Annotated in this window: 17 protein-coding genes; 11 read left to right on the plus strand and 6 right to left on the minus strand. The window is 46.7% G+C overall.

What is annotated here, in order from left to right; translation table 11 throughout:
* Positions 1–38 precede the first annotated feature (38 nt).
* From malQ to SPL68_RS08755, 7 genes are all read left to right on the plus strand, one after another.
* Positions 39–1,553, plus strand: a complete 1,515-nt coding sequence (gene malQ / locus SPL68_RS08725) for a 4-alpha-glucanotransferase (RefSeq protein ID WP_323814704.1) — start codon at positions 39–41, stop codon at positions 1,551–1,553.
* 65 nt (positions 1,554–1,618) lie between these two features.
* A complete protein-coding gene (locus SPL68_RS08730; protein WP_323814705.1) occupies positions 1,619–1,981 on the plus strand; it encodes a hypothetical protein in 363 nt (120 codons plus the stop codon).
* 208 nt (positions 1,982–2,189) lie between these two features.
* The gene (locus SPL68_RS08735) at positions 2,190–5,288 is read left to right on the plus strand and encodes a glycoside hydrolase family 15 protein (protein WP_323814706.1); all 3,099 of its coding nucleotides are present in this window, start codon (positions 2,190–2,192) and stop codon (positions 5,286–5,288) included.
* 143 nt (positions 5,289–5,431) lie between these two features.
* A complete protein-coding gene (locus tag SPL68_RS08740) occupies positions 5,432–6,883 on the plus strand; it encodes a TrkH family potassium uptake protein (RefSeq protein WP_323814708.1) in 1,452 nt (483 codons plus the stop codon).
* Positions 6,880–8,409 carry a sensor histidine kinase gene (locus tag SPL68_RS08745; RefSeq protein ID WP_323814709.1) on the plus strand — a complete coding sequence of 510 codons (1,530 nt, stop codon included), beginning with the start codon at positions 6,880–6,882 and terminating at the stop codon, positions 8,407–8,409. The genes SPL68_RS08740 and SPL68_RS08745 overlap by 4 nt, the downstream gene beginning before the upstream one ends.
* A 69-nt stretch (positions 8,410–8,478) precedes the next feature.
* Positions 8,479–9,168 (plus strand): response regulator, encoded by a 690-nt coding sequence (locus tag SPL68_RS08750; RefSeq protein WP_323814710.1) that lies wholly within the window; start codon positions 8,479–8,481, stop codon positions 9,166–9,168.
* Between the two features lie 361 nt (positions 9,169–9,529).
* Entirely contained in the window at positions 9,530–11,116 is a 1,587-nt protein-coding gene (locus tag SPL68_RS08755; RefSeq protein ID WP_323814711.1) for an arylsulfatase, read from the plus strand.
* Between the two features lie 107 nt (positions 11,117–11,223).
* On the opposite strand, the gene SPL68_RS08760 is transcribed toward SPL68_RS08755, so the two are convergent.
* The 4 genes from SPL68_RS08760 to SPL68_RS08775 form a co-directional block, all read right to left on the minus strand.
* Entirely contained in the window at positions 11,224–12,228 is a 1,005-nt protein-coding gene (locus SPL68_RS08760) for a right-handed parallel beta-helix repeat-containing protein (protein WP_323814712.1), read from the minus strand.
* Positions 12,229–12,436: 208 nt separating this feature from the next.
* Positions 12,437–12,802 carry a hypothetical protein gene (locus SPL68_RS08765; protein ID WP_323814713.1) on the minus strand — a complete coding sequence of 122 codons (366 nt, stop codon included), beginning with the start codon at positions 12,800–12,802 and terminating at the stop codon, positions 12,437–12,439.
* 24 nt (positions 12,803–12,826) lie between these two features.
* Positions 12,827–13,636, minus strand: a complete 810-nt coding sequence (locus SPL68_RS08770; RefSeq protein ID WP_323814714.1) for a peptidylprolyl isomerase — start codon at positions 13,634–13,636, stop codon at positions 12,827–12,829.
* Between the two features lie 146 nt (positions 13,637–13,782).
* Positions 13,783–14,763, minus strand: a complete 981-nt coding sequence (locus SPL68_RS08775) for an HPP family protein (protein ID WP_323814715.1) — start codon at positions 14,761–14,763, stop codon at positions 13,783–13,785.
* A gap of 142 nt (positions 14,764–14,905) precedes the next feature.
* On the opposite strand from SPL68_RS08775, the gene SPL68_RS08780 reads away from it, so the two are divergent.
* From SPL68_RS08780 to SPL68_RS08795, 4 genes are all read left to right on the plus strand, one after another.
* Positions 14,906–17,167: a heavy metal translocating P-type ATPase gene (locus SPL68_RS08780; RefSeq protein WP_323814716.1), complete on the plus strand. Its 2,262-nt coding sequence runs from the start codon at positions 14,906–14,908 to the stop codon at positions 17,165–17,167.
* Positions 17,168–17,185: 18 nt separating this feature from the next.
* On the plus strand, positions 17,186–17,602 hold the full coding sequence (locus SPL68_RS08785; RefSeq protein WP_323814717.1) for a hypothetical protein: 417 nt from the start codon (positions 17,186–17,188) through the stop codon (positions 17,600–17,602).
* A 105-nt stretch (positions 17,603–17,707) separates the two neighbouring features.
* Positions 17,708–19,693 (plus strand): copper resistance system multicopper oxidase, encoded by a 1,986-nt coding sequence (locus SPL68_RS08790; RefSeq protein WP_323814718.1) that lies wholly within the window; start codon positions 17,708–17,710, stop codon positions 19,691–19,693.
* A gap of 13 nt (positions 19,694–19,706) precedes the next feature.
* Positions 19,707–20,435, plus strand: a complete 729-nt coding sequence (locus SPL68_RS08795) for a copper resistance protein B (protein ID WP_323814719.1) — start codon at positions 19,707–19,709, stop codon at positions 20,433–20,435.
* Positions 20,436–20,509: 74 nt separating this feature from the next.
* Here SPL68_RS08795 and SPL68_RS08800 read toward each other — a convergent pair whose 3' ends face one another.
* Together SPL68_RS08800 and SPL68_RS08805 are read right to left on the minus strand one after the other, a co-directional pair.
* Positions 20,510–21,559, minus strand: coding sequence for a hypothetical protein (locus SPL68_RS08800; RefSeq protein ID WP_323814720.1), 1,050 nt, complete (start codon positions 21,557–21,559; stop codon positions 20,510–20,512).
* 2 nt (positions 21,560–21,561) lie between these two features.
* Complete coding sequence (locus SPL68_RS08805; RefSeq protein WP_323814722.1) at positions 21,562–21,864, minus strand: hypothetical protein; 303 nt, start codon at positions 21,862–21,864, stop codon at positions 21,562–21,564.
* Between the last annotated feature and the right edge of the window lie 45 nt (positions 21,865–21,909).

Here is a 21,909-nt window from a genome sequence, read left to right on the forward strand (position 1 = left end):
CATTAATATTTTTTCACGGATAAAAGGGAAGGGCATTAATGGCCGACCAATCGCCACTTTTTCAAAAGCGAACCGCAGGTGTTTTATTGCATCCTACATCGCTACCTTGTTCAGAAAGTTGTTGGGGTGAGCGTGCCGAAAAAGCCTATGGCACATTAGGAAAAGACGCCTATTATTTTATTGATCTCATTGCAAAAGCAGGCCTAAGTGTTTGGCAAATGCTGCCAACAGGCCCAACGCAGGCAGATATGTCTCCATATCAATCCATTTCTGCGCATGCGGGTAACCCTGATTTAATTAGTCTTGATTGGCTGGTTGAAAAAGGTTGGATAAGGGCAGGGGACTTAACTCTTGTAAAAGAATCTTCTTTAGCTGATGCCCGTAAAAAAGCGGCTGCCTCTTTTTATGAGTTTTTAGCGTCTCCCGCAGCAGAGGGTACACGTGAAAAATTTCAAATGTTTTGCTCGGACCAGCATTATTGGTTGGAAGATTTTGCGTTATTCAGTGTGTTACGCAATGAATTTAATAACGTCTCCTGGATTACTTGGCCGATGGAATTGCGCCAAAGAGATGAGCCTGAACTCGATAAATATCGAAACCAATTAAAAACTGAAATTGATGCAATTTTTTTTGAGCAATTTGCATTTTTCATGCAGTGGTTATCTTTAAAGGACTACGCCAACAAAAAGGGTATTAGTCTGTTTGGCGACATTCCAATTTTTGTCGGTCACGACAGCGCTGATGTATGGGCTCAGCAACATTATTTTCAGCTTGATGAATTGGGCAATCCATTAACTGTTGCCGGTGTTCCACCGGATTACTTTTCAGAAACCGGGCAGCATTGGGGCAATCCACATTATGCGTGGGATGTAATGGAGGCTGACGGTTTTCAATGGTGGTTATCGCGCTTACAAACACAATTGCAATTGTTTGATTTGATTCGTATTGATCACTTTCGTGGGTTGGAAGCCTATTGGGAAATTCCGGGAAAGAGTCATGATGCGCGCTTGGGTAAATGGGTTAAAGCACCCGGTGAGGCATTTCTGAAAGCATGCCGAGAAAAATATCCCGATCTACCTTTGGTAGCCGAAAATTTAGGAGTAATTACCGACGAAGTTGAAGCGTTACGCAACCAATTCAAATTGCCTGGCATGTTAGTGCTGCAGTTTGCCTTTGATGGCAATACGACCAATCCACATTTGCCGCACAATCACACACGCGATGATGTTATTTACACGGGGACGCATGACAACGACACGACAATTGGTTGGTATGAATCGCTAACTGAGGCGAATCGCAAACAATTAAAAGAATATTGTTTTAACTCGACTGATGAGATGCCGTGGCTGATGATTGAAGCAGCGCTGGCATCTGTAGGGCGCATGGCAATCATTCCCATGCAAGATTTTTTGGAGCTGGATGGAAGGCACAGGATGAATATGCCTGGTACAACGGATAAAAATTGGGTGTGGACATTTTCGTGGGATCAAGTTGACCCCGCACTTGCTGATCGTATTCGGCAACTACTAACAGCCTATCAACGCTTGAGCTAGCTGCGCTGTCAGCCAAGAGTTAATAGAGCCATAAAATCATCACTCAACCATCTATAGGTATCGCTATGGAACACAGATGCAGCGCACGCTATCCAGCCGACATTAAAATTTTAATCTATCAATACGATACTCCCGTAGCCATTGGTCGAATCAAAAACGGCACCCGTTATGGCTTGTATATCGAGTCAGACTTAGCCAACGTTAAGCCACTGCAGCAATTGGGGATTGAGATTCTGGTAAATCGCAGTCCACAAAAGTTGCAACGTTATCGATTTGATTCCATTGTTATGCATACCACGGAACACGGGTTTGGTGTTGAATTGGATAATTTGGGTGAAGAAGCGGCAAAACAGTTGACCGACATGTTGCATGCAGCCCCAAAAACGCCATTGGAAAGCGAGCTATTTGAAATGGTTGCCAGCGCCTGATAGCTATAATCATCAGATTGTTGGTGGTAAAAATGTTAAATCCCGAGGAATCTGCCATCTGACTCTTGCTGACTGGATAATACAGGATTGCGCATAATGTATATTATGTTAAATTGAGTGTTATCAATTAAATCAGCTAGTTGTATCTCACTCGTAGATTGACTGTTAAGTCAGATGGCACTCCTCGCCTTCGTTGACGATCCCCCTTATGAAGCATAAGCAACTGTTAGAGCGTATATACGCTGAAGTCGAAACAGTCATTCTCAGTAAACAGCACCCGGTTACCGGGCTGCTTCCTGCAAGTACAGCAATTAATAATCATGGTGATTACACCGACGCATGGGTGCGCGATAACGTTTACTCCATTGTCTGCGTATGGACGCTGAGTATGGCGCTTAAGCATCAAGGCGAAGATTACAAAAGCGATCGGTTGGAACAATCTACTATCAAACTTATGCGCGGCCTGCTGCAGTCCATGATGCGTCAGGCACAGAAAGTTGAGAGCTTTAAGCACTCACTGAAAAATGGCGATGCCCTGCATGCGAAATACGATACGGCAACAGGGTTGCCCGTAGTTGCCGATGATGCTTGGGGGCATTTGCAAATTGATGCCACATCGGTTTTCTTGCTGATGCTCGCTCAAATGAGCGGCTCAGGGCTGCGGATTGTTTGCACACACGATGAAGTCGATTTTGTGCAAAACCTGGTGTATTACATCGCCAGCGCCTACCGCACACCTGATTACGGAATCTGGGAGCGTGGCAATAAAGTCAATAACGGAAAAACTGAAATTAATGCCAGCTCAGTCGGCATGGCTAAAGCTGCGTTGCAAGCGCTGGATGGATTCAATTTATTCGGCAAAGACGGTGATAAGCGCGCCGTCATTCATGTTATTGCCGATGCTATCTCGCTTGCCAGAACCACCCTGGCCTCACTGCTGCCGCGCGAATCTCTCTCGAAAGAAACAGATAGTGCATTGCTTAGCATTATTGGTTTTCCTGCATTTGCCGTCGGTAAAGAAACATTGGCAACGCAAACACGCGATTCAGTATTAACCAAACTCGGCGGCAATTATGGGTGCAAACGCTTTTTATGGGATGGCCATCAAACTGTCCTTGAAGAAAGTTCGCGTATTTACTATGAGCACGATGAGTTAGGCAACTTTGCCAATGTTGAGTCCGAGTGGCCGCTCTTTTTTACCTATCTGTACATCAGCGCCTTATTTGATGGTAGCGAAGCAACTGCAAAATATTATCGTAAAAAACTTGAATCATTGATGGTTCACGTGGATGGCATAGGTTTGCTGCCAGAACTTTATTATTTGCCACTAGAAAATATCGAAGCAGAAAAGAAAAATCCTCGTTCACAAACACGCGTACCCAACGAAAACATTCCTTTGGTGTGGGCGCAAAGCTTGTATCTGACTGGGTTGATGTTAGATGAAGGCTTGGTAAGCACGGATGATCTTGATCCCTTAAAAATGCGTCGCCGCTCTACCCGCTTTATCAAATCGAATATCGCGCTCGTGGTTTTGGCCGAAAATGAAGCGATCAAACAGCACTTGGCAAAACACGGAGTGATCGCGGAAACCTTGCAAGATATTAAACCTATGGGCGTTTTATCAGCATCCAGTTTGATGGAAGCCTATGCACATGTAGGTGAAAATAAATCTTTGGGATTAACTGGCCGCCCACGTCGACGCGTGCAGAGTTTGGCAACATCGCAAACCTATGAAATTAATAATAAGGTGTATTTGAGTCTTTCATGGCTGCAGAGCGAACGCGAAGATTATCGCCGTTATGATGCGCAATGGGTTATCGAAACGTTAGTTCAGGAAATTCAGTTTATTTATAAAAATTGGCTCAGTTCCGAAGTGGCCGTATTTACTTTGCTGATGGATCATCGTTTTTACAAAGTGCCAAACGCAGAGTTGTTATATGCCACTTTGCGTGCGTATCAGTTGCGCACGGAACAGGAATACGTTGGTTATGCGTCGGCTAATCTTGCGTATCGCGCATCGCGAGTGAATCAATTAACTATCCCCTACTTTCATGTTCCATCCATGAGCAATCAAATGCGCGCGCGCAGCGAGGAAAATGATGGACTGCAACCTGCGCAGCTGGAACCAAAAGCAGCGGCATTGTTGGAACACTTTTATACGGAGAGTGACATCATCACCTACCGTAAATTTTCCCAGTACGTAAAAGAGCGAAAGCTTGCGGATAACATAGGTGCTAATGGTGAAACCATTACTTTGAAAGATTTAATCCGCGATATTTTCTTTCGCTCGCAAAAAGTAAATTACTGGCTGTTGGCTCGCTTTTGTTTTTCACAGCTGAATTATACGTTAACTGACTTGGCCGACAGTTTAACCCTACTTGCAGCACGCAACTTAACTATCACTGTGGGTGACAATAACCACACCGAAATTAAAGTAGATCAATCATTTTCAAATGCCACTTACTTTGAAAGTGTACGGCAGCTATTTCCTGATTTACTTGAGCGCACCTTGGTCCAGGAATTAATTTCAGCAATCGGTTCATTAATTCGCTCTGAACCTAGCTTGTTTGATGGTTTGCATTCCGTCCAGTTGCGCAACTTCATGCTGCTATGCGGAATGGATAAAGGTGATGCCGAAGATGTGAGCATGCTGGAATGGTTAGGCTTGCAGTCACCCGCGAAGTTGTATAAAAAAATTCGCTCTATTCTCACTTCGCGCAAGAAAGTATTTTCTCAAGGCATCAACCATATCACGCCTTATAAAATTCATCGCAATGACAGCACTGACGATGAAAATCCGGTGCTTTCTGATGCGATGGACACAGATTGGCTTGAGTGGCGTACCGCGCGCGGTTTAATTACTCATTTCGATGCTAATTTTTTGAAAGACATTTGGCATGGTTTGATGTTTGCTCAAACGCTGGTGTTCAGCAATGCAACCGGTGGAAGTTTCCATCTAGACTGCAAAACCATTCGCCAGTCTATGACTCCGGGCGAAGAAAGCTTTGCGCATCTGATCGACCAGCTAACGCATCAGCTCTACCCTGCGTATTACAAAAGCGCTGTAGTAGAAGCACTCTATGCCTATACCCAGTTTTGTATCAACAACCCGCAAATTCGCTTCCAAAAGCCGCTTGTGTTCCGCGATATACTCGAACGCGCTGCTGCGCGCTATATGGATGAGCGTCGAGCGGAACTGCATAGTTTGGGTATTGAAACTGACCTGACCATTTTTATGCAGCAATCGCCGCACATTGTGAACCTTTACGTCACATTAATTTATGCGGATATCACCCAGCCCTACTAGGCTGGGTATTCCGCAAAACCGAGCTTTTGCGAAATATATATGGTCGCCCCATAGGCTCTTGTCGGTATAGCGTTTAGAATGCATCCAAGCCCTGCTGCATTTTTAATCGACAATATTTAATCGACAATAAAAAGTTGAGCACTATGAAACTATTAGGACCTACGCTGCTGATTTTGGGCGCAATCCTGAACATTCTCGCGTTATTCATGCTGGTGCCGCTGGCTCTGTCAATTGCTTACAACAGCGACAATCAACTCGCCTTTTTCTCTTCAGCGACTATCACCAGCTTGGTTGGTATTGGTTTTTTATTGATCGGCAAAAAATCCCGTTTGGATTATATGCAGCCGAGACAGGTATTTTTGATTACCTCAATTGCCTGGACTGGTATATCCCTGTTTAGCGCCCTCCCCTTTATTCTTATCGATCACCCATTAACCCTCGCCGATGCGGTGTTTGAAGCCGTATCGGGTGTCACCTCGACAGGATCATCGGTCATGTCCGGGCTGGATGCCTTGCCAAAAGATATTTTGCTCTGGCGCTCCATGTTGAACTGGATTGGTGGTGTCGGGATTATCGGTATGGCCATCGCGGTACTGCCTTTTTTGCGCGTAGGCGGTATGCGTTTGTTTAAAACGGAATCCTCGGACTGGTCAGATAAAGCCATGCCGCGCGCGCAAAGCTTGATGGCGATGATTATCTACTGCTATATCGCGCTCTCGGTTATTTGCTGCTTGGCCTTTTGGTTGGCTGGAATGGATTTTTTCAATGCGGTTAATCATGCAATGACGACCGTATCAACCGGTGGCTTTTCTACTTCGGACAGCTCGTTCGCACAATTTGAGAGTTTGCTCATTCACTGGATCGCAATTGTTTTTATGCTCGCAGGTGCATTTCCGTTCGTATTATTTGTGCGGTTACTGATCAATAAAAAATTCATTGTCTTTAGAGACACCCAGGTACGCGGCCTACTCTGGGTGGTAGGCATCACTACAATTATTTTAACGGCGCAATTGATTATTAGCGGGCAAATGGATCCGTTCAGGGCACTTACGATGGCCTGTTTTAATCTTGTTTCGGTAGTGACCACAACGGGATTTGCATCTGGCGATTATCAGCTCTGGGGACCTTTGGCGCTGATTATTTTTTTCTTTGTCACCTTTGTAGGGGGCTGCTCAGGCTCTACCAGTGGCGGCATTAAAGTATTTCGTTTGCAGATATTTGGCGGCTTGGTAAAAGAACAAATTATGACCGCAATTCACCCGCGAGCAATTATCAGTCGCCGCTACAACAATCGCCTGATCAGCTCAGAAATTATCGCCTCCTCCATTTCTTATATGTTTTTGATGATGGCATGCTTGGTTGTGATTGCGATCATTCTGGCGCTCACCGGCCTGGATTTAGTTACCAGTGTTACTGGTGCAACTACGGCGGTCATGAATGTAGGGCCTGGATTAGGCCCGGTGATTGGCCCAGCAGGTAATTTCTCCAGCTTAAGTGAAACCGCAAAATGGGCGCTATCAGCCGGAATGCTGCTCGGTCGTTTGGAGTTTTTAACGATTCTTGTGCTCTTCTCTCCTGCATTCTGGCGCGCATGATGAACGCCGAAAAAGTACTCCGTAAATTTGCGTATCCAATCGGAATTCTGTTTCCCTGGTTGCTAACGCCCATCGCATTTTTAATTACTGATTACCTGCCAAAAGCCAACGTCCCCTTGTTGTATATCGTGATGGTTGTATTTATCGCCATTAACGTGACTGTTGAGCTGGCGATCATCAACGCACTTTCCAGCTTTTTCGCATTCTCTTTCTTTTTTGCCGAGCCTTATGGATCAATCATGATTCATCAGGACGAAGATCTATTAACTATTTTGCTCTTTTTGTTAACCTCCGTTTTGGTGGGCTATATGGCCACCAAGCATAAAAAGAATGTCCAAAAAATTCGCATGCGCGAGTTTATGACCGATATTGAGTTAGAATTATTGGAGCGCTTGCCCAAGGCCATTAATACCGAAGATGTTATCGCCGCTATGCGCGATGCACTCAAACCCTGGCATGAACACTGTGTGCTCATTACGCATACTGATAACTGGGCAACCCACCCGATGATTCGCCGTTTGACTAACTTGCGCAAAACCTATCTGGAAGAACTGCTGGTTTTGCGCTTAACGCCTGACGTCATTACTCAAATCCCGCAACTTGAAGAAGAGCACGATGTGTATTTTCTTCATAACTCCAAACAAGTGATCGGTTTGTTGCGCATCGCCACTGAAAATATTCAGGACTTACCTAAGGATATTTTTTTACTGTTGTTACATCAGGTAAATATTTCTCTGGAACGTACACGCTTGGCTGCGGACTTGGAGAAAGAAAAAATCGCGAAAGAAAATGAAGCCTTGCGCTCTGCCCTGCTCTCATCTGTTTCGCATGATTTTCGCACCCCGCTGACGACCATGATCGGTGCTACCTCAACGGTGATCGAATTGGGCGATCATTTGGATAAGCAGCAAACGAAAGAATTATTAAGTACCGTATTGGAAGAGGCTGAACGCCTTAACCGCTACACGCAAAATTTATTGGATATGACCAAATTGGGATTTGGTCAGTTACAACTTGAATGTGACTGGGTGAGCGTAGAAGAGATTATGAGCGTGGTTAAAAAACGCTTGAAGCCGCTGCTCATTCAAAACTACTTGAAAGAAGATATAGATCCACAATTGCCACCACTCTATGTGCATGCCGCATTGCTGGAGCAAGCGATTTTTAATGTTATCGATAACGCCATTAAATTTTCACCCAAGGGCGCTAGTATTGATATCGACTGCAAAAAAGAAGATGACAAAATCGTTATCGCTATCGCCGACCAAGGCACAGGAATTCCTGAAGAGGAGCGCGAAAAGGTATTTGAGCGATTCCATACCGCAGAAAAAGGCGATAGACGCCGTTCTGGCAGCGGCCTTGGTTTAACTATTTGCCAAGGGATGATCATGGCTCACGGTGGGCGTGTTAGCATTCATGCTAACCCCAAGCGTATCGGCGACAAGCATAATCCCGGCTGCTGCGTTCGCATTGAGCTTCCGCTGGCCATCCAGCAAGAACAAGAATTACCAAAATCAGAAGAATAAAGATTTAACAGCGATATAACACAGCCCTGAGTACACGCTGTTTATACTCCCCCGTAAAACGGAGTCATTATGAGCAAAATTTTAATCATTGACGATGAACCACAAATTCGTCGATTCCTGCAAATTGGTTTAACAGCCCAAGGCTATACCATTCTTGAGGCCGATGCCGGCCGCCAAGGCTTGGCCTTAGCGGCCGAAGAAACACCTGACCTTATAATTTTGGACATGGGTTTGCCGGATCTGGATGGGCAAGTCGTACTCAAAAAGCTGCGCGATTTTTTCCATCAACCCATTATTGTGTTGTCGGTGCGCAATCGCGAAACTGAAATTGTGCAGGCACTGGATGCAGGTGCTAATGATTACGTTGTAAAACCTTTTGGCATCCAGGAATTGTTGGCGCGAATTCGTGGACTGATAAAAGCATTCGGTCCAAGTGTTGAGAGCGTACATAAGTATCAGGATGAGCGCGTGCTTATCGACCTGCAAGAGCGAAAACTGACTGTCGATGGTGAAGTCGCAAAACTCTCACGCAAAGAATTTGAATTATTAAAACGTTTGATCAACAACTCCGGTCGCTTGGTAACCCAGCAACAATTGCTGCGCGAAATTTGGGGCGGAACTCACGTGGAAGATACTCACTATTTACGAATTTTTATTGCTCGCCTGAGAACCAAATTGGGTGATGATCCATCCAACCCTCGCTACATAGAAACAGAGCCGGGTGTTGGCTATCGTTTTTTACCGAATGTAGAAAATTAATATACTCTCATCCGCAAACGCAAGATGCGTTCATCGCATCTTCGCGTTAAAAGCACATTAAAAAATCCAACAATTCACAGAAACAAGCCGAAAATTTTCGATAGAAAAATGAATTAAGTGCCAAGTTTGATTCATTTGCCTTTTGAAAATTTTACATTGACGCTAAAAGTTTTGACTTCTATTCTTTTTAATACTTAAAGCTGGCGTTCAATCAAATGCTTTAGGTTCATCGCTCGTTTCTACGCCTTAATAATTACAGGTTTCGGTGTTAACACTGGAAATACCTGCCCTCCCGTTTAGCTTTACCTGTTCGACTGTGTCATCAAGTACTTTTTTATCATCAGCAAAGGAAGGAATATTTATGAAGTATTTAATGTTCTACAAACGGTTAAGCCGAAGTCTTTCCCAAGCCCTCATCTTAGCCATGGTATTGACTCCCCTCACAGTGTTCGCCCAGTCCAAGAAACCCAACATCCTCGTTATTTGGGGGGATGACATAGGTATCCCGCAAATCAGCGCATACACACAAGGTTTAATGGGCTACAAGACACCGAATATCGACCGAATTGCAAGCGAAGGTATGCTGTTTACCGACTCTTATGGCCAACAAAGCTGTACCGCTGGGCGAGCCAGTTTTGTAATGGGGCAAGAGCCCTTCCGTACCGGGCTGCTCACCATTGGTATGCCCGGTGACCCGCACGGTATTGCGGACTGGATGCCGACCATTGCCGATGCCTTGAAATCCCAAGGTTACGCCACTGGCCAGTTTGGTAAAAACCACTTGGGTGACCAAGATGAGCATTTACCAACCAAACACGGGTTCGATGAGTTTTTCGGCAACCTTTACCACTTAAATGCAGAAGAGGAGCCGGAAGGGTATTTCTACCCGAAGGATCCGGAATTCAAGAAAAAATACGGTCCTCGTGGCGTAATCAAAGCAACGGCCGATGGGAAGATTGAAGACACTGGCCCATTGAATACCAAACGCATGGAAACGGTAGATGAGGAGTTTTTGGCGGCAGCAAAAGACTTTATCACTCGCCAAACCAAAGCCGATAAACCATTTTTTACTTGGTTTAACTCTACGCGCATGCACGTATTCACCCATTTGAAAAAAGAGTCTATCGGTGTCACAGGAAAAGGGATTCATGCAGATGGCATGGTTGAGCACGATGGTCATGTTGGCCAATTGCTGGATTTGTTAGACGAGTTAAAAATCGCTGACAATACGATCGTCATTTACAGTACGGATAACGGCGCGGAAATCGCGTTATGGCCGGATGGTGCTATGACCCAATTCCGCAATGAAAAAGGTTCAACTTGGGAAGGCGGATTCCGTATTCCTATGATGATTCGCTGGCCAGGTAAGATCAAACCAGGACAAGTCTCTAACGAAATTATTTCGAATTTAGACTGGTTCCCTACTTTGGTCGCAGCCGCTGGCAATGCCGATGTTAAAGAGTCGCTTGCTAAAGGTGCCACCTTAAATAGCAAGAAGTTCAAGGTAAAACTGGATGGTTACAACTTCCTACCCTATTTGACTGGAAAAACCGATAAGGGGCCGCGTGAACAACTCTTCTACTTTGACCAAGGCGGTAACTTGAACGCCGTGCGCTGGAATGATTGGAAAGTAAGCTTTGCAGTTAATGATGGCAACATCGCTAATGGTACCCGCAAAGTGACTAACTGGGCGGGCATCACCAACTTGCGGATGGATCCTTATGAAAAAGCATCTGAAGAAGGTTCCGGTTATCTAGAGTGGTATGGCCAACAAATGTGGCTATTGGTACCTATTCAGCAACAGATCAAAAATTTCTTTGCTGATTTTACTGATTTCCCTTACCAAGCTGGCTCTACGCTTAACCCAAGTGGCATCAACTACGGCACTTTGCGTCAGAAAGATGCAATGGATCGTTTGAAATCGCTGGAAGCCATTAAACCTCGATAAGTAACAAGCTGTCCAAATCGGAAAAAGCGAGGGCATATGCTCTCGCTTTTTTATCGTCTTCAATAAATTTCATTCTCAATTGTTTCACTTCTAGATCACCGCTGCTATCAACGGCAAATTGCCCCTACATTCTCAACCAAGCCTGCCGTTGCTTCACCGATACAACCGTATTTATTGTCAATAAATTGCGCGCCGACCATCATGTTATTGATGCAAGACGCATCATTCGCCATAAAGCCCATGCCGCCTGAGCGGGAAATCACAACGCCAGTAAAGGTGTTGCCAGTTGCTGCTGTGCTGGGGTCGCTATTAACTTGCGCGAGAAAAATGCCGTGCTGAACGCTGTCGCGAACATGCAAATTAGTGAATGAGTTATCCAGCGAATCGCGCATAAAAATGCCCACACTTTTATTATCGGCAATGGTCACATTGTAGAATTTATTGTTGTTGAATTTTATGTCGGTAGAAATTCCCGCCGCTTTATTTCCGTACAAATGAATGCCGGAAAATGTGCTGTCTTCGGTTTCGTAACCTGCCAAACCATCAAATTCATTATCGTAAGAAGTGTAGTCGCGAATCGTAAGGCGACGACACCCCAGCTCAGTGACCAACCCGCCCGACTTAGCGCCGTACACAGTGACCGATTGCACAGTGCAATCAATACAACGGCGAATGCTGATGCCATTATTTCGCAGTGGAAATTCCATACTGCATGGCCCACCCATGCATTCAGATGTTTGATTTGCACGGTTACCATCAATTATTAAATCACTTACACGTACGTAATGTGTCGAGCGGCTTGGGATACCTTCTGCCAAACCCATAATAATTACTGGCGCATTAATATTGTCGGCAAGGCGCAACAGAGTCGCCGCACCAACACCACGCAGGTTGACGTTATTTTTATCGATGATTATGGGTTGAGTGCAGGTATAAGTTCCCGCGGTGAGATTTATCTCTCCGCCTTCTGGTGGCAATTTATTAAGCGCTTTTTGGATGGCATTGCAGTGTTTTTCTTTTACTACTTCTGCTGTAGCGAATATAGGTAAAACAAAGATCGTAATAATGGAAATGAAATAATAGATGCTGCAGCTGGTAACTCTTGTTTTCATTCTAGGCCTCACTTATACGCAGAAAAATGCTACTGCGTTAATGAAATCCTAGACGCCAACACGGCGAAACTGATGAAAAAAATGCTCTTTAGCAACAAACAATCTAATTCACTTAGGCAACCAAATTGGGAGCCATAACGTGTGTGTGCTCCAGAAACACAAAAGGGACCAGTGGTCCCTTTTGTAGCATTACATTGTGATTAATTCATTACTCCATTTTTGGTATGACTGGGTTACAGTTTTTGATTTTCACCCTGCCTTCTAACAAATTGCCTTTGGAGTACTCACTGAAAATACATGTATTGGTTGCGGGATCGTAATTTTCGATCCACAAGTGATCCTCCTTCCAGGTTGCTTGCATATGTACTTGACCTTCAGGAACGGTGATAGACATAACACCGCCGTAGTTCTTCACAAAATGCTGTTCATAGCGGAAGTGATACATCCCCCAACCGATGATCAGAATTATGAGCCCGCCTGCTAAACCAATTTTCCAGTTTAAAAAACGGCCTACTCCCCAAAACACAAACAAGGCAACCGCAAAAACCGCCGTCCAATACAAATAGGTAATCACAATACATCCCTCTAAATAGAAAAGTTACTTTCTATTCAACAGGCTTTTACGTCCCAGTGCAAGTAAACCTAACATCAGTAGGCTGATTAAACCCATGCTGCCACTACCGCCATCATCGTCTTTTTTATTGATGAGGGTATTTGGAGTGGGATTCAAACTTGCAGCAGTGTCAGGATCACCATTAAGCACAACAATATTTTGAATCAGCACGAAGTTCTCATCGGTTACTTCTACATCGTTGGTATTGTCTTCAGCGGTGTAATTACGCAGAGGAATACTGTCGAAAGGGCTGCCCATATTGAAACGGTTCAGTGCAGCAATCGCATCAACAATCGCCATACCATTACCAGTCACTTGACCGAATACTGTGAAACCACCGTTTTGTTTGTCCAAATTGGCACTGTTGTCAGTCAGATTAAAAAACCATTGGTTGGTTGCGCTGTTAGCATCGCTGCCCAATTTCGCCATAGCGATGGTGCCGCGCAGGTTGGAGTACACTGGTTCGTTAACGACTTTGGGATTTTGCGCGATAGTGACAATCGGAAAATCACCATTAAATGCATAACCACCGCCCTGCACGACAAAGCCCGGCACTGAGCGATGAATAAATGTATTGGTATAGGCATTGGCATTTACGTAAGCCAAAAAGTTTTTGACGGTTTCCGGCGTAGTTTTATCAAACAGGTTTACTTCAAAATCACCCATTACGGTTTGGAATTGCACGGTGGTAGCAGAAGCCACTTGCCCCATTAATAAACCAGCGCCCAAGCAGGCAACGGATACGCTATGTTTGAGCCATTTTGCAGATGAAGAAAACCGGGTGGATAAACGCATGAACAATAAACCTCTCGTTATATAGATAATCGAATTGCCGCTAACACAGCACTGAGCCAGTCAGGATGATTGCATAGTAGCTTGCCTGTCTGTCACCAAAAACCTTAATTTTGTTGGAATTTGTAATATCCACAAATATTTGTTGATTAGTTTTCGTCATCCATAACCTTGGTCCAGTGGCCATTTGCTTGTTGTTTCACTTCATAGCGCGACCATTGGCGAAATTCTGAGCGCAAACATATTCCCGTCGCGTAACCGCCATCACCGGCGACGATTTTGTAAATAACCTGATCTTTATTTGCATTTTGGTTATCGGCGGCATCTACTACCTGACGCACACTCCACAAGTTCCCTAGTTTGCCGTTACTGTAAAAATGCCCGGCGATAATCTGCTCCGGGTGAGTGATATTTTTTTCTGCGTGTTGCTTGGCCAACTCCAGCAATTGGGTGAGGTTTTCGCTGGTGATATCTACATAAGAGTTGAGTTGCTCCATCGCCGCCGAAAAGTCTTCTTGCGTCAGCTCAAATTGCCGTTCCGATGCAACTGCTGGCTTGGCGATTTTGCGTTTAACCAGATGTGCGGGATAACGCCGCCAAGGGAAAAAGGCGTTAAACACAATCGCCATCAACATGATGCTGGCGACGTTAATCAAAATTGGAAATACGAGATACCAATAATCCAGGCGATAAATTTCTGCACCGCCGATCACCGCTGCCAAGGCTGTTGCTCCGCCGGGCGGGTGAATGCAACGTGCGTAGTGCATCACCCCTACTGCCAAGCCTACTGCGAGCGCTGGCGTCCAAGTCTCATAAGGAAATAGTTGATGACAGGTCACTCCGACAAACGCTGAGAGCAAGTGCCCGCCGCATACCGCCCAGGGTTGGGATAAAGCCCCCTGCGGAACCGCAAACAGCAGCACAGCTGAGGCGCCCATTGATGTCACCATCAGCAAGGTTCCTGAGGTATGCATGAACCCATTAGGGAAGCACCAACGTGTCGCCCAATACACCGCCACAATGCCGCAAAACGCCCCTATGGCTGAGATGATTTTTTCACCGTGACGGGTGGTATTGCGCTCAATCCCCAGATACAACCGAGCTTCGTTTAATAGGTGTTTGATCGTCATATGAATTCCTGCGCACCAGAAAAGTGCGAAATCCTAGTGGCTTATCTTTACTGCCGCAAATTAAAAGTCCGTATTTTTTCTTGACCTTCCTGTGGCTGCAAGGTTTAACCTTCAAGCATCATAAGTTTCTGAGGATGATTCTATGGCTAGCCAAACAAGACAACAGGAGCTGGAACTGAGCATTGGCGGGATGAATTGCGCATCCTGTGTATCTCACGTGGAGCGCGCGCTGGCAAAGGTCGATGGCGTTGAATCAGTCAGCGTCAATTTGACGACTGAACGCGCGCATTTGAACCTATCAAAACCTGTCGCGACCGAAACGCTTATCCAAAAAGTACAACAAGCCGGTTACAGCGCGCAGCTGATCGATAGCCAACAAGCCACCGATCACGCTGAGTCAGCCGCAAAACATGAGCAAGAACGCGCCAAGCTCAAACAACAATTTCTGATCAGCTTGACCCTGACTCTGCCAGTGTTTGTACTGGAAATGGGCAGCCATATGATTCCCGCCTTTCACCACTGGCTTATGGCTAATCTCGGTTGGTGGAATTGGGTGATTCAAGCGGTGCTAGCAACGCTGGTTATGTTCGGCCCGGGGCGCATTTTCTACCAAAAAGGCTTGCCTGCCCTCACCCGATTCCAGCCGGATATGAACTCGCTGGTCGCGCTTGGCAGCTTGGCAGCTTGGCTTTATTCGCTGGTCGCGACATTTGCGCCAGAGCTGTTACCGGCGGGCACAGCCAATGTTTATTACGAAGCCGCCGCAGTGATTGTCACGCTCATCTTGTTAGGCCGCTTGATGGAGGCCAATGCTCGCGGTCGCACTAGCGACGCCATCTCCCAGCTAATCAAACTCCAGCCGCAGACTGCAACCCGTCTAGTCGATAGCAAAGCCGAAACCGTCGAACTAAGCCTGATCAACCCGAATGACTACCTACTCGTCCGCCCCGGAGAGCGCATCCCGCTGGACGGCGAAATAATAGAAGGAAGTTCGTTTGTCGATGAATCCATGATGACCGGCGAACCTATTCCGGTGAAAAAATCCCTCGGCGATGAAGTGATTGGCGGCACCCTCAATACCAATGGCTCGCTTACCTACAACGTGACACGCACCGGTAAAGACACCCTGCTCGCGCGCATTATCGAACTGGTCGAAAACGCGCAAAGCGGCAAATTACCGATTCAAGCCTTGGTCGATAAAATCACAGGCTGGTTTGTGCCTGTTGTAATTGGCATTGCGCTGCTCACTTTTGCGGCTTGGTTTGTGTTTGGGCCGGAACCATCGCTCGGCTTTGCCTTGGTGAATGCGGTTGCGGTGCTAATTATCGCCTGCCCCTGCGCTATGGGTTTGGCGACACCCACATCGATTATGGTCGGCACCGGCCGCGCCGCGACTATGGGTTTGCTGTTCCGCCGAGGCAGCGCACTGCAAGGTTTGGCGGAGATCAAAACCATCGCATTTGATAAAACCGGCACGCTTACCGTCGGTAAACCGCAACTCACCGATTTTGAAGTCGCCCCCGATTTTGATAAAAACCAGGTGCTATCACTCGCGCTTGCCGCCGAACAGCGCTCTGAACATCCTATCGCCCACGCACTAATTGAAGCGGCGCAAGCCCTGAATATCAATGCTGGCACAGTGGAAAGTTTTGAGGCGATTTCTGGCTCGGGTTTGCGCGCACAGGTTTCTGGCCGCGATGTATTAATCGGTGCGGATCGATTATTTATCCAACAAAACATCGACATAACACTATTCACTAGCATCGCCGCGCAGCTTGCAAGCGAAGGTAAAACGCCGATTTATATGGCCGTCGATAAGCAAATCGCTGCGGTTATGGCGCTCGCCGACACACTCAAACCCGATGCTATTGAAGCCTTGGCTGCGCTACACAAACTGGATTTCAAAATCGCCATGATCACCGGCGACAACCAGCGCACCGCCGAAGCCATCGCTAAAAATCTCGGAATCGACACAGTAATCGCCGAAGTCTTGCCCGAGCAAAAGGTGGATGCAGTCAAACAGCTGCGCGCGCAACACGGCAAGGTTGCGTTTGTGGGTGATGGCATTAATGATGCCCCGGCTCTCGCCGAGGCGGATTTGGGTTTGGCGATTGGCACAGGAACTGACATTGCCATCGAAAGTGCTGACTTGGTGTTAGTGAGCGGCGATATTCAGGGCGTGCCAAAAAGCATCGCTCTGGCGCGCGCGACCATGCGCAACATCAAACAAAACTTGTTTTGGGCATTTGCCTACAATGCCGCATTAATTCCCTTGGCGGCGGGTGTTGCCTATCCGTTTTGGGGTGTATTGTCGCCAATATTGGCCGCAGGCGCTATGGCGCTATCGAGTGTATTTGTCGTCACCAATGCGCTACGTTTGCGCCGCTGGCAACCGCCGGTTTAACTCACTTTATCGATGCTTATGAAACATCAACGTCCATTTTGGTTAATCGCGCTGCTGGTATTGGTCTTTATTGGCCAATCACTGGCGGCTGTGGCGATGCCATGCCAAATGATGGACGTTGCGCCAATCGGTATGAACCATGACATGAATCATTCGATGACTGAAATGGATCACTCGGCGATGGATCACTCGATCATGAATATGCATCACGATATGAGCCAAATGGACGACAGCCAATCTGGCGATATGAACACTGCTCACGATTGCTGCAAAACCATTGGCCATTGTTCGTCTGGCAGTTGTTCGACTCCGGCGATGACTTATCACCTTGAACTCAACCTTCCCGCAAGCAATCTGCTGCTCGCCAACGGATACCATCAACATATCCCTAACTCCCCTATTTCCTCCCTCTATCGCCCACCGATTTTCAGCTGATTCAGGATAGTTACGTCTGAAATTTGGCGTTTTAATTTCAATTAATAGGAGCAAATAGCTCCTCGATTTGAATTTACAGGAGCGAACAGTTCCTTGATTTGGAGAATGGGCATGAAACTTCCCATCACCCGCACGACGGGGATAACAACATCTACAACACCACAAGTAGAACAATCGCGCCGCCGTTTTGTGCTGGGCGCATCATCGCTGGTTGCCTTGGGCAGCTTGCCGCTTTCCAGCCAATTAATGGCGCACGGCACCGGGCATAGCGCATCGAAAGTATCAGCTACACCCAGCGATACACCAACGCTGCGCGGCAATGAATTTGACCTGTCGATTGGCTATCAAACGGTGAGCTTCACCGGCAAAAAACGCACGGCAACCACGGTAAACCAAAGCCTGCCCGCGCCGATTCTGGGCTGGAAAGAAGGCGAGCGCGTGAAGCTACGCGTAACCAATACGATGGATCACGAAAGCTCCATTCACTGGCACGGCATTATTTTGCCGTCAGAAATGGATGGTGTACCGGGCATGAGTTTTGACGGAATCAAACCCGGCGAAACCTTCGTGTACGAATTCGATATCAACCAAAGCGGCACCTACTGGTATCACAGCCACTCGGGGTTTCAGGAGCAAACGGGGTTGATGGGCGCGATTGTGATCGAGCCGAAAGACCCCGACCCAGTCGCCTATGACCGCGACATGGTTGTGCTGCTTTCAGATTGGTCAGACACAGCGCCCGAAAAAATCTACAGCACGCTCAAAAAGCAGAGCCACTATTTCAACTATCGCGAGCGCACGGTGGGCGATTTGATGCGCGACCTCAAAACCAAAGGCTTCTCAGCCACTTGGAAAGAGCGCGCCATGTGGAATGAAATGCGTATGAGCGAGACGGATATCGCCGACGTGACGGGATACACCTACACCTTTTTAATGAACGGTGTTACCCCTGATCAAGGTTGGTTAGGCCTATGTAAACCCGGCGAAAAAGTGCGCTTGCGCTTTATCAACGGCGCCGCCATGACCATTTTTGATGTGCGTATTCCCGGTTTGAAAATGACCGTAGTCGCGGCCGATGGTCAAAATATCCAGCCAGTCATTGTCGATGAATTTCGCATGGGTGTGGCTGAAACTTACGATGTCATTGTCGAACCGGAAGCCAACTCCGCCTACACCCTCTTTGCCCAAAGTATCGACCGAACCGGTTATGCGCGCGGCACGCTGACGACTGATATCAACCTGCGCGCCGAAATTCCCGCGATGGACCCAGCTCCAACTCTCGGTCATCGCGATATGGGAATGGATATGTCGGGAATGGATCATTCAGGGCATGATATGTCGTCTATGAAAGAGATAGATCACTCAGCTCACAACATGAGCGAAATGGATCATAGCGGTCACGATATGTCTGTGATGGACCATTCGGGCATGGATCACTCGGGTCACGACATGTCATCCATGAATCATACCGATCATATAAACATGGATCACAGGCAGCACGATATGGGCGGCAAATCGCAACTCGCCAAAGCCGGGTTCGGCAGCAACTTTGATCCGCTCGCCAAAATCAATCACGCGGATACTGAATTCGGCCCTCATGTAGATGGCCACTCCGAAGCGCCGCAAAGCGGCTTGAGCGATCCGGGTATTGGCCTGCGCGACCATATGAAACTCTACGGTCGCCGCGTACTGACTTATGCCGATATTCGCGGCCTGCATCCCACCTACGATAAGCGCCAGCCCTCGCGTGAAATCGAGCTGCACCTCACCGGCAATATGAGCCGCTATATGTGGTCGTTCAACGGCCAGAAGTTTGCCGATGCCAAACCGCTGGAGCTGAATTACGGCGAGCGCGTACGCATCATTCTGGTCAACGACACCATGATGACCCACCCCATTCACCTGCACGGCATGTGGAGCGATTTGGAAACCGGCGACCCGGATTACATTCCACGCAAACACACCATCATCGTTCAACCCGGCTCGCGCATCAGTTATTTGGTCACGGCCGATGCCAAAGGCCGCTGGGCGTATCACTGTCACCTGCTTTACCACATGCCCGGCATGATGCGTGAAGTGCGTGTGGTTTAAGGTGGAGGACACTATGAAATTCACACTGAAAAAACTCAGCCTCAGCATCCTCGCCATCAACCTCTTGAGCCTGCCGGTTTTAGCCCATGAAGGTGATGATCCATTACTGGCCAAAGTGATGATCGACCAACTCGAATGGCGCGATGGCAAAGATGCAAACAATCAATCTATCGACACCTACGTGCTGGAAGGCCAAGTCTGGATCGGCAAAGACTTGAATAAACTCTGGTTAAAAACCGATGTTGAATACGTCGATGGCGAAACCGAAGAAGCCGAAATTCAAGCGCTCTACAGCCGCGCCATTGCCCCTTATTGGGATTTGCAAATCGGCCTGCGCCAAGATTTAAAACCAGAACCAACCCGCGAATGGGGCGTGATCGGCATTGAAGGCTTAGCGCCCTACTTTTTTGAAGTCGATGCTGCATTATTTGTCGGGGAATCCGGCGCGACTGCCGCGCGAATATCCGCCGAATACGAATGGATGCTCACGCAAAAGTTAGTGCTATCGCCCGAAATATCGCTCAACTTTTATGGCCAAAATGACAGCGAATACCAAACCGGCTCCGGCTTATCCGACGTCAATCTCGGTCTGCGTTTACGCTACGAAATCCGCCGTGAATTCGCACCCTACATCGGCGTGAATTGGTCAAAGAGCTACGGCAATACCGCTGATTTTTTGAGTGAACATGGTGAGGAAGTTAGTGATGCACAAGCGGTAGCGGGAGTTAGGGTTTGGTATTGATTTTTTAGTGATAACTTGATTCTAAGTTCATAGAAAACGGAAGCCTCATCGGTTCCGTTTTTTATTGCTCAAATTTATTTCAACACATCCGGATCATTCAACAACGGGTCATGCATTTCTGGAATCAGCTGACCTTCATGACCGGGACATTCGCTTTTGGAGGGATAACCTTTTTGCCAAGTGAGATTTTTAGCCTCCAGCCAACCTTTGATAACACCTTGCTCGGTTTCTTGTTTTTTGTATTCGCCATCGATCAGTTTGTAATGGATGAAGGTATCGCGGATTTTTTCAAAGCCTTTAATGGGATCTTTTTTCAATCTTGATTGGTAAAACTTCCGCCACACAATTAAATCAGTAGAGGTTTCAGACTCAAATTTCCCGTTAAACACTTTTGCTTGGCCTCTGTAGCCAATATCAGTACCCTTATTTTCTTCTGCCAACTTTAGAGATCCAAACTGTGGACTATCTGGAGTATTTTCAAGCAATAATCCCTGCTCAATTAACCACTCCCAAGAAACCCAATCTTTGTTGTCGAACATAAACGCAAAAATAGTTTTTTTAAGCTCAGGAGAAAACACAATAAAGGAATCCTGAGTCATTAGTACTAGCTCCTGCTTACCATCACCCTCGATGTCGCCATAACGCAGCGGGTTGTTCGCAAAACACCCTGGCGTTGAGTTAGGCTCTAATTGATAAGGCAAGCCAAATTTTTGATTAAGTACATGGCTAGTTATCCGCTGTGTAACTTCCGACTCTAAAACTTCATCCTCCCCCCAGCGGCCAACCCACCAAGGAGAAACACAATCAGGATTGGCTGAATTTTCGCAAGGATCTGAAGCACCGAGAGGCCAGCTACCTAAAACGGATTTACTTGATAAATTTACACTGTATATTTGATTTTTATTTGTTAGAGAAAAATAAATCGAACCAGATCCCATATTTGTATATGCAATAGTTTTTGTATTAGCTTTATCAATTAGATAATCTAAATCCCACCCCACATACTTCTGCTGTGTAGTGACGACTGGACCTTTCAAGTTAACACCCTCTGTCAATGACTGAGCGTGTAAAGCACATGAGGTAAGCGACAAAAAAATAAATTTATAGAAGGTAAAATTTTTCATTGTTAATTGCACTCAGATCGGTAATTTTCTGTTTTATCTTTTGGTCGTCCCAAAACATAGCGTTCCGTGTAATCCTTGGCATCCTCCCAACTGACCCCACTCAGCCACTCACGTTCACCATATGCGAAACCCCAATCTTTACCAGCATCGGGATGGATCTTTGGTGTCACGCCATCAGCTTCAAACACCGGATTATTGTTTGCATCAAGCATCGGCATATCCACAGGATTTATTCCGCCTTTCCAAATATATTGCCGGTATGGCAATCCAAAGCGCTTGTTTCTTATGTCAATACTGTATTCCATGCCACATTTTTCACATGAACTTTTGGTGCGCAATAAGTCTGGCCA

It is taken from the genome of Cellvibrio chitinivorans, from assembly GCF_035117775.1.
In the GTDB taxonomy this organism is placed as follows: domain Bacteria; phylum Pseudomonadota; class Gammaproteobacteria; order Pseudomonadales; family Cellvibrionaceae; genus Cellvibrio; species Cellvibrio chitinivorans.